Consider the following 13519-nt stretch of genomic DNA (forward strand, 5'->3'; position numbering starts at 1 on the left):
CGCGCTGCAGCCGGCCGCCCTTGTCCACCGCCAGCGGGTTGCCCTCGGCGTCGACCACGCCGACCCGGCCCTCGCCCCGGCCGAAGCGGACGGTCTGGGTGTGCAGGACGTCGCGGCTCACGTGGTCCACGAGCTCGACGTCGGCGACCCCCTCGAGGTGCTGCACCAACGCCTTGGGCCAGGCCACCTCGCGGGTGTCCTCGCTCCCGGCCCTGCCGTCGCGGTCGGGGTTGAACGACCAGACCCGCTGACCGTCGAGGAGCACGTCGATGGCGCCCGAGCAGGAGCCGGGAACGACCAGACCCCGCGTGTCGACATCGATTCCGCGTGCCACTGGAGCCTCCTGAGAAAAACCTCGGTGAGCCTACCGCGGGCGCGCAGGGCAATTCCGTCGACCCGCTGGTCCGGCCGTGGGAGGGTGGGGGCGCCCACCCACCAGCCACGCACCGCACGGAGGACCACCGATGTCAGCCAAGGACCAGAGCTCCGGCACCGAGGGCAACGACGACCTCAAGGCCAAGATGCGCGAGGCCCTCGACCGCAAGCAGGGCAACGACCGCGGGGTCGCCCATCCGGCCGGCTCCAAGGAGAAGGCGCACGGTTCGGAGGTCGTCGGCGGCGGCCCGAAGATCCACCGGCGCAAGGCCGGCGGCGGCGGTTCCTGAGCCTGTCCCGACCCCGTGCCCCGTGCCGGCGTCCGCGGGGCGCGTGAGGTTTCCCACGCCCGGGTGACCTCCCGCGCCGACCGCGGTTCCGCCACGATGGCCCTCACCCCACAGTGAGGAGCAGCGGATGCAGTTCGGCCGGAGCTACGAGGAGTTCGAGGTCGGTGCGACGTACAAGCACTGGCCGGGCAAGACGGTCACGGAGTACGACGACCACCTGTTCTGCCTGCTGACCATGAACCACCACCCGCTGCACCTCGACGCGAACTACGCCGGGAGCAGCACCCAGTTCGCCAAGAACGTCGTGGTCGGCAACTACGTCTACTCGCTGCTGCTGGGGATGAGCGTCCCCGACGTGTCCGGCAAGGCGATCGCGAACCTCGAGGTCGAGTCGCTCAAGCACGTCGCACCGACCTTCCACGGCGACACGATCTACGGCCAGACCGAGGTCCTCGACAAGTGGGAGTCGAAGTCCAAGGACGACCGGGGCGTGGTCCACGTCGAGACGAAGGGCTACAACCAGGACGGCACGCTGGTGTGCATCTTCCGCCGCAAGGTGATGGTGCCCAAGCAGTCCTACCTCGACGCCCGCGGCGGCGAGCAGCCGGGCCGTCCGGAGCTCGTGGAGCCCGAGCCGAAGGCCTGACGCCGGGCCGGTCTTCCGGGCGACCTGGGCGATTTGCCCCGGAAAACGTCGCCGTGGCAGGGTCGGAACACGTGAGTACTTCGAGCACGACGCACGAGTCGGACCAGCAGTCGACCGGCTTCTTCGGGCAGCCCCGTGTCCTCGCCAACCTGTTCGGCGTGGAGATGTGGGAGCGGTTCAGCTTCTACGGCATGCAGGGCATCCTGCTGATCTACCTGTACTACAGCGCCGAGCGTGGCGGCCTCGGCATCGACAAGGGCGTCGCGGCGGGCATCGTCGGGGCGTACGGCGGCGGGGTCTACCTGTCCACGATCCTCGGGGCCTGGCTGGCGGACCGGCTGATCGGCGCCGAGCGGACGCTGTTCTACAGCGCCGTGGTCGTGATGGCCGGGCACGTCGCGCTGTCCCTGGTGCCCGGCCTCGCCGGCGTCGGGGTCGGCCTGGTGCTGATCGCGTTCGGCAGCGGCGGGGTGAAGGCCAACGCGACCTCGCTGGTCGGCTCGCTCTACGCCGAGCACGACGAGCGCCGGGACGCCGGGTTCTCGCTGTTCTACATGGGCATCAACCTCGGCGCCCTGGTCGGCCCGCTGCTCACCGGTCTGCTGCAGACCACCTGGGGCTTCCACGTCGGCTTCGCGCTCGCCGCGCTCGGGATGGCCGCCGGCCTGGTGCAGTACTCCCTCGGCCGCTCGAGGCTGCCCGCCGAGACCCAGCACGTCCCCAACCCGCTGCCCCGCGGATCGGCGCTGCGCTACGGCGTCCTGGCGGTCGTCGCGGTCGCCGCCGTCGTCGCGCTCACCCTCGCCGGGCTGATCACCGCGGACCGGCTGGCCACGATCGTCGCCTGGGTCAGCGGGCTCGCCGCGGTGGCCTACTTCGCGGTGATCCTGCTGGACCGCGAGATCACCCGCGTGGAGCGGCAGCGGGTCTACGCGTTCATCCCGATGTTCGTCGCCAGCGCGGTGTTCTGGTCGCTGTACCAGCAGCAGTTCACCGTCGTGACGATCTACTCCGACGAGCGCCTGGACCGCAGCGTGCTCGGCTGGGAGATGCCGGTCTCGTGGGTGCAGTCGATCAACCCGGTGTTCATCATCGTGCTCGCCGGGGTGTTCGCCGCGATGTGGACCCGGCTCGGGGACCGGCAGCCCTCCACGCCGGTGAAGTTCGCCCTCGGCACGGCCAGCATCGGCGTCTCGTTCCTGCTGTTCATCCCGATGGCCGGCGGCGGCGCGAACAGCGCGCCCCTGCTCGGCCTGGTCGGCGTGCTGCTGTTCTTCACGATCTCCGAGCTGCTGCTGTCCCCGGTGGGCCTCTCGCTGTCGACCAAGCTGGCACCGGCGAAGTTCCACACCCAGATGGTCGCGCTGTTCTTCTTGTCCATCGCGCTCGGCACCGCGCTGTCCGGCCTGCTCAGCGGCTACTACGACGCGCGGCACGAGGTGCCCTACTTCCTGGTGCTGGGCGTGGCCGCGATCGTGGTGGGCGGGGTGCTGCTGGCGATCGTCAAGCCGGTGACCAGGCTGATGAACGGCGTCCACTAGGTTGGGCGCCATGGGTGAGGAGCGCGAGGCCGAGCTGTGGCTGGTCCGGCACGGCGAGACCGAGTGGAGCCGCGACGGCCGGCACACCTCCACCACGGACCTCGACCTCACCGAGAGCGGCGTGCAGGTCGCCTGCACCCTCAAGGACCGGCTGGCCGGTGAGACGTTCGACCTGGTGCTGTCCAGCCCCCGCCGGCGCGCCCGTCGTACGGCGGAGCTGGCGGGGTTCCCCGACGTCGAGGTCGACGAGGACCTGGTCGAGTGGGACTACGGCGACTACGAGGGCATCACCACCCCGGAGATCCGCGAGACGGTCCCCGACTGGAGCATCTGGACGCACCCCACGCCCGGCGGGGAGACCGCCCAGGACGTGACCGACCGGCTCGACCGGGTGGTGGCCCGGATCCGCTCGGTCGGCGGCCGCACGCTGGTGTTCGGGCACGGCCACTCGCTGCGGGCGCTGACCGCCCGCTGGATCGAGCAGCCCGTCACCGAGGGCCGGTTCTTCAAGCTGGACACCGCGACCGTCAGCACCCTGGGCTACGAGCGGGACTTCCCCGTCGTGCTCCGCTGGAACTCCTGACCCTCCACGCCACCCGCCCGGCGCGTCCGCGTCGTCCCCGTCACGGTAGCCGGAGCACCTGCCAGGCGGTGAGGGCGTCGACCAGGCCGGGGGAGCAGTCGAGGCGACGTACCTCCGCCTCGGTGAACCACCCTGCGTCGTCCGCGTCGTCGCCCGCGCGTACGGCGGCCACGTCGGCCCCGGGCGCCGGCCGGCACGCGTAGTCCCGGATCACGTAGACGCCGCCACCCGGCGCGTCCCGCTGCACCGTCCCGACCAGCGCCCCGACCTCGACGCGCAGCCCGGTCTCCTCCAGCACCTCGCGCGCGGTCGCGGCCGCGTCGGACTCGCCCGGCTCGACCCGTCCGCCGGGGACCGACCAGGTGCCCTTCGCCGGCTCCTGACCGCGCCGCACGAGCAGCAGCCGCCACGGGACCCCGGGCCGGTCGTCGACGACCAGGCCGCCGACGCAGGGGATCGGTGCGCTCACCGGTCCACCGTAGGCGCTTGACGCTGCCGATCCGGGCCACCACGGTTAGCAGGTGACACTAGGAGCCGGGTGCCCGCGCTGCGCGTCGCCGGTGTCGGAGGACGACGGCACCTGGCGCTGCACGGACCACGGTCCGATCACCCCGCTGTGGCGGCCCACGGTCGCCGACTACGGCGGGTTCGCCGAGCTGCTCACCCGGTCCCGGGCGATCCCGACGCTGATGCCGTGGCCGCTGACGCCGGGCTGGTCGGTCACCGACTTCGGCGTGGTCGCCGCCGCCGGCCAGGACGCCCGGGCGGGCTTCGTGACCTGCAGCGGGCCCAGCGAGCCGGACGGCGTCGTGGAGCTGACCGTGGTCACCGAGGAGCCCGGCGTCGGGCTGGGCGCGCGCTGCGCGGGCGTGCGGCACACCGACCCGGGCGCGGAGATCGGCGAGGGCCCGCCGCTGGTCAAGGTCCGCATCGACGGGCACCCGATCTCGCTGTGGCCGGTGCTGACGGCTGACGCCGACGTGGCCTTCGACCGGTCGGTGTTCGCCGGCGAGGCGCTCGGCCGCTGGCTGTGGCTGGTGCTCCGTCCGGCGTCGGCGGCGCTGCTGCTGAGCGACGAGTGGGTGCTGATGGACGTGGCCGGCCTGGGGCCGGAGCTCATGGAGCTACCGTTCGGCGGCAGCCCGCCCGGCTGGTGAGCGGTTCCGCCGGTCCGCGCGGGGGTGGCCCGCACTAGGCTCGCGCCTGTGCGCATCGACCTCCACACGCACTCGAACCGTTCCGACGGGACCGAGTCGCCGGCCGAGCTGGTCCGTCGTGCCCGGGCCGAGGACATCGACGTCCTCGGGCTGACCGACCACGACACCACCGAGGGGTGGGACGAGGCCGCCGACGTCGCGGTGCGCTGCGACCTGACCCTGGTCCGCGGCATCGAGGTCAGCTGCACGTTCGCGGGGTACGGCGTCCACCTGCTCGCCTACCTCCCGGACCCCTCCTACCCGGCGCTGGCCGCCGAGCTGCAGCGCGTCCTGGACGGCCGCAACTCGCGCCTGCCGGCGACCCTGGAGCGGCTGCGCGGCCTCGGCATCGACATCGACGTGCGCGACGTACGCGCGGTGGCCGGCGAGTCCGCCGCGACCGGCCGGCCGCACGTCGCGGACGCGCTGGTCGCCCTGGGGGTGGTGGCCGACCGCAACGAGGCGTTCAACCGCTTCCTCGGACCGCAGGGCCCCGCCTACGTCCACCGCTACGCCGCCGACCTGGAGACGATGATCGGCACCGTCGCCGACGCCGGTGGGGTGAGCGTCGTGGCGCACCCGTGGGCGTCGCGGCACGACCACACCGCGCTCGACGAGGCCGGGCTCGCCCGGCTGCAGGCCGCCGGCCTGGCCGGCATCGAGGTCGACCACGAGGACCACGACGCGGCCACCCGCGCGGCGCTGCGGGCGATCGCGCGCGACCTCGACCTGGTGGTCACCGGGTCCAGCGACCACCACGGGCTCGGCAAGGTCGGCCACGACCTCGGCTGCAACACCACCGCCCCCGACCAGCTCGAGCGGCTGCTGGCCCTGGCCGGCGCGGCCGCGGACGCCTCGGGGCGCACCACGCCCGGGGTGCTCACCGGATGAGCGACCTGGTCAGCCTGACCCTGCTCACCGAGGTCTTCGTGACGCTGTTCGTGATCATGGACCCGATCGGCAAGATCCCGATCTTCCTGTCGCTGACCCGCGGCCGGTCCCAGGCGTCCGCCCGGCGCGCGGCCTGGCAGGCGGTCGCGGTGTCCTTCGGGGTGATCGTGGCGTTCGCCTTCTTCGGTCAGCGGATCCTGGACTACCTGGGCATCTCGCTCCCGGCGCTGCAGGCCGCCGGTGGTCTGCTGCTCCTGCTGGTCGCGCTGGAGCTGCTGACCGGCAAGGAGCAGGCGCCCACCGCCGCCTCCGACGTCAACGTCGCGCTCGTCCCGCTGGGCACCCCGCTGCTGGCCGGGCCGGGCGCGATCGTGGCCACGATGGTGCTCTCCCGCGAGGTGGACCACGTCGCCGAGTTCGTGGCCGTCGCCCTCGGGGTGGTCCTCGTGCACGTCGCGCTGTGGCTGTCCATGCGGTTCTCGCTGCCGATCCTGCGGTTGCTCCGGGAGGGCGGCGTCGTGCTGGTGTCCCGGATCGCCGGCCTGCTGCTGTCCGCGATCGCGGTGCAGCTCGTCGCGGACGCCGTCCGGGCGTTCATCGCGGGCGAGGGATGAGCCACCCGACCCTCGACGGGATGCCCGACCGGCTGTACCCCGCGACGCCGGCCCGGCTGACCACCTACCTGGACTGCCCCCGCCGCTACCGGCACGCCTACCTCGACCGGCCGACCCCGTCGAAGGGCGCGCCGTGGGGCCACAACTCGGTGGGCTCCTCGGTGCACACCGCGCTGGCCCGCTGGTGGGCGCTGCCCCGCGAGCGCCGCACCCCGCGGGCCGGCGGAGCGCTGCTGGTCGACGCCTGGCTCACCGACGGGTTCCGCGACGCCCGGCAGCTGCGCGCGGCCCGGGACCGGGCGCGGGAGCAGGTCGAGCGCTACCTCGCCGGCATCGACCCCGACCACGAGCCGGTCGGCATCGAGCGCACCGTGTCGGTCCGCACCGCCCGGGCCTCGCTGTGGGGCCGCGCCGACCGGCTCGACGCCCGGGGCGAGGGGGTCGTCGTCGTGGACTACAAGACCGGCCGCTCGGTGCTCACCGTCGACGACGCGCGCTCGTCGCTGGCCCTCGCGGTGTACGCCGCCGGGGCCGCCCGGGTGCTGCACCGGCCCTGCACCCGCGTCGAGCTGCACCACCTGCCCACCGGCGACACGCTCGCGTGGGAGCACACCCCCGAGTCCCTCGAGGAGCACCTGGCCCGGGCCGACGAGTGGGCGGCCCGGCTGGCCGGGCTCGACGAGCGCTTCGTGGCCGGGATGGCGCCCGGGGAGGCCGACGAGGTGTTCCCCGCCCGGGTCGGTCCGCGCTGCGGCTGGTGCGACTTCCGGTCCGTGTGCGGTCCCGGCCAGTCCGTCCCGCCGCGTCAGCCCTGGGCCGGCGTGGTCGACGCCGACTGAGCCCGCACCTGCCGGCGCCCGGCTTAGGACCGCAGCGCGCGCAGGAAGTCCGCCTCCCCGAACGCCGGCCACATCACCCGCGCGAGGTGCAGCTCGGCGCCGGCGCTCTGCCACGGGAAGAACCCGGAGAGCCGGGTCTCCCCGCTGGTGCGGATCACCAGGTCGATGTCCTTGACCGGCCCGCCGGCCAGGCAGCCGCTGATGTCCTCGACCAGCACCTCGGCGCCGTCCGAGCGGGCCACGGCCGCCCGCACCGCGGCCACGATGTCCGCCCGACCGTCGTACGCGACGGCGAGGGTCAGGTGCGCGAGGCCCCCCGCGGTCGCGTCCACGGCGTCCAGCAGCACCCGGCGCGTGCTCGCCGGCAGCAGGTTACCGGTGCCAGCACTACCGCCGGCCCAGGCCCTGGAACCGGGCCTGCAGGCCGGTCGGGGTGTACTTCGCGGCCGCGGCGAGCACCTTGTAGCGCCGGCTCGGCACCGAGATCGTCCGGCCCCGGCGCAGGTCGCGCAGCGCGTCGGCGACCAGCCGGTCGACGTCGAGCCACATCCAGGACGGGGCCGACTCGCGGCTGACGTCCATCCGGGCGTGGAACTCGGTCTTGGTGAACCCGGGCAGCAGCGCCATCACCCGGACGCCGCGGTCGCGGTAGGTCAGGTCGGCCCACTCGCTCAGCGAGGTGACGTAGGCCTTGGCGGCGCTGTAGGTGCCGCGGGGGAGGTAGCCGGCCACGCTGGAGACGTTCACGATCGAGCCGCTGCCGCGCTGCACCATCGGCCCCAGCGCGGCGTGGGTCAGCCGGAGCACCGCGGAGACCAGCACGTCGAGGAGGTACTGCTCGTCCTCGACGGAGTTGTCGAGGAACTTCTCCTTCAGCCCGAAGCCGGCGTTGTTCACCAGCAGGTCCACGGGCCGCGACGCGTCGGCGAGCCGGGCCTCGACGGCGGCCAGGGCGGCCCGGTCCCCAAGGTCGGCGACGATCACGTCGGCCTCGACGCCGTACCGCTCGCGCACCTCGGCGGCGAGCTTCTCCAGCCGGTCGCGGGTGCGCGAGACCAGCACCAGGTCGTGCCCGGACGCGGCGAGCTGGTGGGCGAAGGACAGGCCGATGCCGGCGGTGGGGCCGGTGACCAGGGCGAGGGGTCGGGACATGTCGCCCAGCATTCATGGGCAGTGGTCGGGACCGCAACACGCCTCGGGCATGATGGTCCCGTGTCCGCCTCGAAGACCCGGGTTCTCGCGGTCGCCAACCAGAAGGGTGGCGTCGCCAAGACCACCACCGTCGCCTCCCTCGGCGCCGCACTGGCCGAGCTCGGCCACCGCGTGCTGCTGGTCGACCTCGATCCCCAGGCCTGCCTGACGTTCTCGCTCGGGATCGACCCCGAGGACCTCGAGCTCTCCGTGCACCACGTGCTCACCAAGGGCCTGGACGCCACCGAGGTGATCGTCGCGACCGACGACGGCGTCGACCTGCTGCCGGCCACCATCGAGCTGGCCCGCGCCGAGGCCGACCTGCTGACCCGCACCGGCCGCGAGCACGTCGTGAAGATGGCGCTCGAGGACCTGGAGTACGACTGGGTGCTGCTGGACTGCCCGCCGTCCCTGGGCGTGCTCACCGTCGCCGCCCTGACCGCCGCCCAGGGGGTGCTGATCCCGCTGCAGTGCGAGACGCTGTCGCACCGCGGCGTCGGGCAGCTGCTGGACACCGTGCACGACGTCCGGCGCTTCACCAACCGCAAGCTCGAGGTGTGGGGCGTGCTGCCCACCCTGTACGACGGGCGCACCAACCACGCCCGCGCGGTGCTCGAGAACATCTCCGAGACCTACCAGCTCGACGTGATCGAGCCGCCGATCCCGAAGTCGATCCGCTTCGCGGAGGCGCCGGCCGCCGGGCGGTCGATCCTGGGGACCAGCCGGTCCCACCGGGGCGCCGACGCATACCGCGCCGTCGCGGCGGGCCTCACCAAGCGCAGCCGCTAGCCGGTCTAGCATGCCCGTCATGGGACGCCTCCGTGACGGACACGGCGGGCCGTCGGCCCGCCCCCGCTACAAGCGCCTCGGCGCGGCCGCCGGCGCGCTCGCGGTGACGCTCGTCGCGGTCCTCGGCGGGATGGGCGTGCTGCCCTCCGAGCAGGGCACCGCCGTCGCGGCGGCCGGGCTGCCGGGCCGCCAGCAGGTGCAGCCCGACGGCAAGCCGGCCGCGGCCACCCGCGACGAAGCCGTCCCCGGCGCCGGTGCCCGCGGCGAGCAGGCCACCGCCAAGGTGCCCGTCCCGACCCTGCCGGTCAACAGCGGGTCCGGTCGGCGGATCGTGTTCGCGATGGGGGAGCAGCGGGTCTGGCTCGTGGGCGGGTCGGACGACGTACGTCGCACCTACCTCGTCTCGGGCAGCGTGACCGACAACCTGCACCCGGGCAGCTACTCGGTCTACTCCAAGTCGCTGCACGCGATCGGCGTCGACGACTCCGGGACGATGCGCTACATGGTGCGGTTCACCCAGGGCGACAACGCCGCGATCGGCTTCCACGACATCCCGGTGCTCGACCACGCGCTGGTCCAGGGCCGCGACGACCTCGGCACGCCGCAGTCCCACGGCTGCATCCGGCAGTGGCGCCCGGACGCCAAGGCGCTGTGGGACTTCGCGCCGGTCGGCACCCCGGTCGTCGTCGTCGCCTGAGCCAGTCGGGTCGTCCGGTCGCGGGCGCGCCCCAGCGCACGCTCAACCGGACGACCCGGGGTTACTCGGCGGCCTGCGAGGACGAGCTGCTGCCGCTGCGCCGACGGCGACGGTTGCGGCTGCGGGCCGGCTGGTCGCCGCCCTCGGTGGCGGTGTCCGACCCGGAGGCGGCCGGGGTCGCCGCGGTCGCCGGTGCGGCGGACGCCGAGGAGTCGACGGTCTCGCCGCTGCGGGTCCGGCTGCGGTTGCGACGCGGACGGTCCTCGCGGGGAGCGCCCTCGGCAGCTGACGAGCCGCCACGGCCGCCGCCACCACCGGACCGGCCGCCGGAGCGACCGGCCGAGGAGCTCTTCTCGCGCGGCTCGGCCGGCTTCTCGGGCTTGAGCCGGCCCTTGGTGCCCGGGGGGATGCCCATGTCGTGGAAGAAGTGCTCGGAGGTGGAGTACGTCTCGGCCGGGTCGTCGAACGGCAGCGCGAGCGCCTTGTTGATCGTCTTCCAGCGGGTGACGTCCGCCCAGTCGACGAACGTGACCGCGACACCGGTGGCGCCGGCGCGGCCGGTGCGACCGATCCGGTGGACGTAGGTCTTCTCGTCCTCGGGGCAGCTGTAGTTGATCACGTGGGTGACGTCGGCGACGTCGATGCCGCGGGCGGCCACGTCGGTGGCGACGAGCACCCGGAGCTTGCCCTCGCGGAACCGGGCGAGCGCCTTCTCGCGGGCGACCTGCTGCATGTCGCCGTGCAGCGGGCTGGCGTCGAAGCCGCGGTCGTCGAGGTCCTCGGCCACCCGCTGCGCCGCGCGCTTGGTGCGGGTGAACACGATGGTGAGCCCGGAGTTCTCGGCCTGCAGGATGCGGGCGATCAGCTCGGGCTTGTCGAGGTCGTGGACCTGGTAGATGAACTGCGCGGTGGCCGGCACGGTCTGCTGCGCGTCGCCGGACTCGGCGCGGATGTTCATCGGGTGCCGCATGTGGGTGCGGGCCAGGGAGACGATGGCGCCCGGCATGGTGGCCGAGAACAGCATCGTCTGGCGGGTCTCGGGGGTCTTGGCGATCAGCCGCTCGACGTCGGGCAGGAAGCCGAGGTCCAGCATCTCGTCGGCCTCGTCGAGGACCAGCACCTTGATGTGCGAGAGGTCCAGGGCCCGGCGGTTCATCAGGTCGATCAGCCGTCCCGGCGTGCCGACGACGACGTCCACGCCGGCCTTGAGCGTGTCGAGCTGGTTGTCGTAGCCGACACCGCCGTACACGGTCAGGACCCGGGTGCCGCGGTCCGCGCTGGCCACCGACATGTCGTTGGAGACCTGGAGCGCGAGCTCACGGGTCGGCGCGACGATCAGTGCCTGGGGCTTGCCGGGGGCCGCGAGGTCGGAGTAGTCGACGTCGTGCTGGGAGAGGGTCCGCTGCAGGACCGGGATGCCGAAGGCCAGGGTCTTGCCGGTGCCGGTGCGCGCCTGACCGATCAGGTCGGTGCCCATCAGGGCGACCGACAGGGTCATCTCCTGGATCGGGAAAGGGGTGACGATGCCGACGCGCTCGAGGGCGTCTGCGATCTCGGGGAGCACCCCGAGCTCTCGAAAGGTAGTCAGGATCTTGCCTGTTCTGTTGGGCACAACGTTCAGCGCTGGGCGTCTGGAAACCCGCCAGAGAAGCTCCCGCTCCACGGCCCGGGTGGGGCGCGGTGCGTCGTGCACTCGACGGCGGTACGCCGGTGAGTCTATCGGTAGGCTGGCCGTATGACTGAATTGCCGCTGGACACTCCGGGCGCCCCGCGGCCGACGCTGGCGGCGGGCGACCTGCCGGTGGCCTTCTCCGACCCCGTCTACCTCGCGGCGGTGGTCGACCTGCTCGGCGCGATCGCCTACGGCGAGATGTCGGCGTTCGACCGGCTCAGCGAGGACGCCAAGATGGCCCCGGAGCTCGCCGACAAGGTCGAGCTGGCCCGGATGGCGTGCACCGAGTTCGCGCACTTCGAGGGCCTGAGCCAGCGGCTCACCGAGCTCGGGGCCCAGCCGTTCGAGGCGATGGCGCCGTTCCAGGTGCCCTTCGACGCCTTCCACGCGCGTACGGCGCCCTCCGACTGGCTCGAGGGGCTGGTCAAGGCCTACGTCGGGGACGGCCTGGCCGGCGACTTCTACCGGGAGATCGCCACGTTCCTGGACTCCGACACCCGCACGATCATCGTGGAGAGCCTCTCCGACGCCGGCCAGTCCCGGTTCGTGGTCGACCGGGTCCGGGCCGCGATCGCCAAGGACCCCCGGGTCGGCGGCCGGCTGGCCCTGTGGGGACGGCGGCTGATGGGGGAGGCGCTGTCCCAGGCGCAGCGGGTCGCCGCCGAGCGGGACGCGCTGACCGCGCTGCTCGCGGGCGGCGTGGACCGGCCCGGGATGGACCTGGCCGCGATCGGGCGGCTGTTCACCCGGCTGACCGAGAACCACTCCCAGCGCATGGAGTCGCTCGGCCTCTCGGCCTGAGCGCCCCGGGAGACCCGGGGCGCACGGGGCGGAGCGACGGTGGAGAGGGTCAGCGCCGGGCGCGCCGGCCGGACACGGTCGAGGCGACGGCCACGAGCACGGCGGCCGTCAGCACCGCCACCAGGCCCTGGGTCCAGTCCAGGCCGCGGCTGCCGTTGCCGCCGGCGGCGCGGTAGATCACGTCACCGACGAGCATGCCGCCGACGCCGCACACGATCGTGAGCCACAGCGGGATGTTGTCCCGGCTGCCGGGCGCGACGAACTTCCCGAGCAGACCGACGACGGTGCCGACGATCAGGTAGAACAGGATCGTGCCGACGGTCACGACCGGTAGCCGACCTGACCCGTCGTCGACGTGCCGATCTCGACATAGGCGAGCTTGTCGGCCGGGACGATCACCTTGCGGCCCTTGCTGTCGGAGAGGACCAGCACCTTGCTCTCACCGCTGAGCGAGGCCGACACGGCCTTCTCGACCTCGTCGGCGGACTGCGAGGAGTCCACCACGAGCTCGCGGTTGGTGTTCTGCACGCCGATCTTGACCTCCACCGGAGGACCTCCTGTTGTGTCGCTGTGTCTGGTTGCTTCGTCGTGGGGGATGCGGGTCAGGGCTGCTCGTCGGAGCGGGGGTATCCCCGGATGCCCCGCCAGGCCAGCCCTGCGACGAGCGTAGCGGCGTCCTCCTGAGAGATGTCGTGGCCGGTGTCCAGCCAGAACCGCGCGCTGACCTGGGCCATCCCCACCAGGGACACCGCCAGCAGGCGGGACTGCTCGCCGGGGAGGCCGGTGTCCTCGTGGATCACCTCGGCGATCGCCTCGGCGCACTCCCGGGTGACCCGGTCGACGCGCTCGCGGACCGGGCTCTCGTTGGTCAGGTCGGACTCGAAGACCAGCCGGAAGGCGCCCTGCGCGGAGGACACGTAGTCGTAGAACACGTGCATCGTCGCGGTCACGCGCATCTTGTTGTCGTCGGTGGAGGCCAGCGCCTCGTTGCACGCGTGGATGATCGTGTCGCAGGACTGGTCCAGGAGCGCGAGGTAGAGGTCGAGCTTGCCCGGGAAGTGCTGGTAGAGGACCGGCTTGGAGACGCCCGCCTTCTCGGCGATGTCGTCCATCGCGGCGGCGTGGTAGCCCTGCGCGACGAAGACCTCCAGCGCCGACTCGAGGAGCTGGGCGCGCCGGGCCGTCCGGGGCATCCGGCCGCCGCGGGGCTTCTGGTCGTGCGTCGTGGTCACGCGCAGAGCCTACTCTGCGGTAACGCCACCCCCGGTGAGCCAGGTCTCGTCGGCCGTTCGGCCAGCCGGGTGCAGCCGTTCGCCGGGCGAAATGGTCCGCGGCGGTCTCGCGGGCGTCGTACGCCTTCGCGGACAGTAGGAACCGTCACCGCGGTCTCCGTC

Annotated in this window: 17 protein-coding genes and 1 pseudogene; 11 read left to right on the forward strand and 7 right to left on the reverse strand. The window is 73.0% G+C overall.

The window, feature by feature from the left end; all coding sequences use genetic code 11:
- The first annotated feature begins 464 nt into the window (after nt 1–464).
- From KRR39_RS01405 to KRR39_RS01420, 4 genes are all read left to right on the forward strand, one after another.
- Nucleotides 465–665 (forward strand): DUF5302 domain-containing protein, encoded by a 201-nt coding sequence (locus KRR39_RS01405; protein ID WP_216940049.1) that lies wholly within the window; start codon nt 465–467, stop codon nt 663–665.
- Nucleotides 666–792: 127 nt separating this feature from the next.
- On the forward strand, nt 793–1311 hold the full coding sequence (locus tag KRR39_RS01410) for a MaoC family dehydratase (RefSeq protein WP_216940050.1): 519 nt from the start codon (nt 793–795) through the stop codon (nt 1309–1311).
- Nucleotides 1312–1382: 71 nt separating this feature from the next.
- Nucleotides 1383–2852 carry a peptide MFS transporter gene (locus tag KRR39_RS01415; protein ID WP_216940052.1) on the forward strand — a complete coding sequence of 490 codons (1470 nt, stop codon included), beginning with the start codon at nt 1383–1385 and terminating at the stop codon, nt 2850–2852.
- Nucleotides 2853–2862: 10 nt separating this feature from the next.
- On the forward strand, nt 2863–3435 hold the full coding sequence (locus KRR39_RS01420; RefSeq protein WP_216940059.1) for a histidine phosphatase family protein: 573 nt from the start codon (nt 2863–2865) through the stop codon (nt 3433–3435).
- Nucleotides 3436–3475: 40 nt separating this feature from the next.
- On the opposite strand, the gene KRR39_RS01425 is transcribed toward KRR39_RS01420, so the two are convergent.
- Nucleotides 3476–3904 carry an NUDIX hydrolase gene (locus KRR39_RS01425; RefSeq protein ID WP_216940061.1) on the reverse strand — a complete coding sequence of 143 codons (429 nt, stop codon included), beginning with the start codon at nt 3902–3904 and terminating at the stop codon, nt 3476–3478.
- A gap of 52 nt (nt 3905–3956) precedes the next feature.
- On the opposite strand from KRR39_RS01425, the gene KRR39_RS01430 reads away from it, so the two are divergent.
- From KRR39_RS01430 to KRR39_RS01445, 4 genes are read left to right on the forward strand one after another with little or no spacing between them, the layout of a single operon-like run.
- Nucleotides 3957–4592, forward strand: a complete 636-nt coding sequence (locus KRR39_RS01430; RefSeq protein ID WP_216940063.1) for a DUF6758 family protein — start codon at nt 3957–3959, stop codon at nt 4590–4592.
- A gap of 48 nt (nt 4593–4640) precedes the next feature.
- Nucleotides 4641–5522 (forward strand): PHP domain-containing protein, encoded by an 882-nt coding sequence (locus KRR39_RS01435; RefSeq protein ID WP_216940065.1) that lies wholly within the window; start codon nt 4641–4643, stop codon nt 5520–5522.
- Complete coding sequence (locus KRR39_RS01440) at nt 5519–6136, forward strand: MarC family protein (RefSeq protein ID WP_216940072.1); 618 nt, start codon at nt 5519–5521, stop codon at nt 6134–6136. The genes KRR39_RS01435 and KRR39_RS01440 overlap by 4 nt, the downstream gene beginning before the upstream one ends.
- Nucleotides 6137–6156: 20 nt before the next feature.
- A complete protein-coding gene (locus tag KRR39_RS01445) occupies nt 6157–6975 on the forward strand; it encodes a RecB family exonuclease (protein ID WP_254185431.1) in 819 nt (272 codons plus the stop codon).
- Nucleotides 6976–6998: 23 nt separating this feature from the next.
- Here KRR39_RS01445 and KRR39_RS01450 read toward each other — a convergent pair.
- Nucleotides 6999–7349, reverse strand: a pseudogene (locus KRR39_RS01450) (undecaprenyl diphosphate synthase family protein); the annotation flags it as partial.
- 13 nt (nt 7350–7362) lie between these two features.
- On the reverse strand, nt 7363–8127 hold the full coding sequence (locus KRR39_RS01455; RefSeq protein ID WP_216940077.1) for an SDR family NAD(P)-dependent oxidoreductase: 765 nt from the start codon (nt 8125–8127) through the stop codon (nt 7363–7365).
- 60 nt (nt 8128–8187) lie between these two features.
- On the opposite strand from KRR39_RS01455, the gene KRR39_RS01460 reads away from it, so the two are divergent.
- Nucleotides 8188–8955, forward strand: coding sequence for a ParA family protein (locus KRR39_RS01460; protein WP_216940079.1), 768 nt, complete (start codon nt 8188–8190; stop codon nt 8953–8955).
- A gap of 19 nt (nt 8956–8974) precedes the next feature.
- Entirely contained in the window at nt 8975–9652 is a 678-nt protein-coding gene (locus tag KRR39_RS01465) for a L,D-transpeptidase (RefSeq protein WP_216940080.1), read from the forward strand.
- Nucleotides 9653–9713: 61 nt separating this feature from the next.
- Here KRR39_RS01465 and KRR39_RS01470 read toward each other — a convergent pair whose 3' ends face one another.
- A complete protein-coding gene (locus KRR39_RS01470) occupies nt 9714–11216 on the reverse strand; it encodes a DEAD/DEAH box helicase (protein ID WP_216942278.1) in 1503 nt (500 codons plus the stop codon).
- A 180-nt stretch (nt 11217–11396) separates the two neighbouring features.
- Here KRR39_RS01470 and KRR39_RS01475 point away from each other — a divergent pair, with 180 nt between their 5' ends.
- Nucleotides 11397–12125 carry a ferritin-like fold-containing protein gene (locus KRR39_RS01475; protein WP_436972069.1) on the forward strand — a complete coding sequence of 243 codons (729 nt, stop codon included), beginning with the start codon at nt 11397–11399 and terminating at the stop codon, nt 12123–12125.
- 49 nt (nt 12126–12174) lie between these two features.
- Here KRR39_RS01475 and KRR39_RS01480 read toward each other — a convergent pair whose 3' ends face one another.
- The 3 genes from KRR39_RS01480 to KRR39_RS01490 are packed head-to-tail and all read right to left on the reverse strand — an operon-like array spanning nt 12175 to nt 13357.
- The gene (locus KRR39_RS01480) at nt 12175–12450 is read right to left on the reverse strand and encodes a GlsB/YeaQ/YmgE family stress response membrane protein (protein WP_216940083.1); all 276 of its coding nucleotides are present in this window, start codon (nt 12448–12450) and stop codon (nt 12175–12177) included.
- Entirely contained in the window at nt 12447–12671 is a 225-nt protein-coding gene (locus tag KRR39_RS01485; protein WP_216940086.1) for a DUF3107 domain-containing protein, read from the reverse strand. Before KRR39_RS01485 ends, KRR39_RS01480 begins: the two co-directional genes overlap by 4 nt.
- 56 nt (nt 12672–12727) lie before the next feature.
- The gene (locus tag KRR39_RS01490) at nt 12728–13357 is read right to left on the reverse strand and encodes a TetR/AcrR family transcriptional regulator (RefSeq protein ID WP_254185432.1); all 630 of its coding nucleotides are present in this window, start codon (nt 13355–13357) and stop codon (nt 12728–12730) included.
- Nucleotides 13358–13519: the final 162 nt, after the last annotated feature.

The sequence above is a fragment of the Nocardioides panacis genome (genome assembly GCF_019039255.1).
GTDB lineage: Bacteria > Actinomycetota > Actinomycetes > Propionibacteriales > Nocardioidaceae > Nocardioides_B > Nocardioides_B panacis.

Bases quoted from the DNA above. Each gene is read 5' to 3' on its own strand.
- KRR39_RS01405 (WP_216940049.1), top strand. From the start codon at position 465: ATGTCAGCCAAGGACCAGAGCTCCGGCACCGAGGGCAACGACGACCTC.
- KRR39_RS01410 (WP_216940050.1), top strand. From the start codon at position 793: ATGCAGTTCGGCCGGAGCTACGAGGAGTTCGAGGTCGGTGCGACGTAC.
- KRR39_RS01420 (WP_216940059.1), top strand. From the start codon at position 2,863: ATGGGTGAGGAGCGCGAGGCCGAGCTGTGGCTGGTCCGGCACGGCGAG.
- KRR39_RS01440 (WP_216940072.1), top strand. From the start codon at position 5,519: ATGAGCGACCTGGTCAGCCTGACCCTGCTCACCGAGGTCTTCGTGACG.
- KRR39_RS01445 (WP_254185431.1), top strand. From the start codon at position 6,157: ATGCCCGACCGGCTGTACCCCGCGACGCCGGCCCGGCTGACCACCTAC.
- KRR39_RS01455 (WP_216940077.1), bottom strand. From the start codon at position 8,127: ATGTCCCGACCCCTCGCCCTGGTCACCGGCCCCACCGCCGGCATCGGC.
- KRR39_RS01465 (WP_216940080.1), top strand. From the start codon at position 8,975: ATGGGACGCCTCCGTGACGGACACGGCGGGCCGTCGGCCCGCCCCCGC.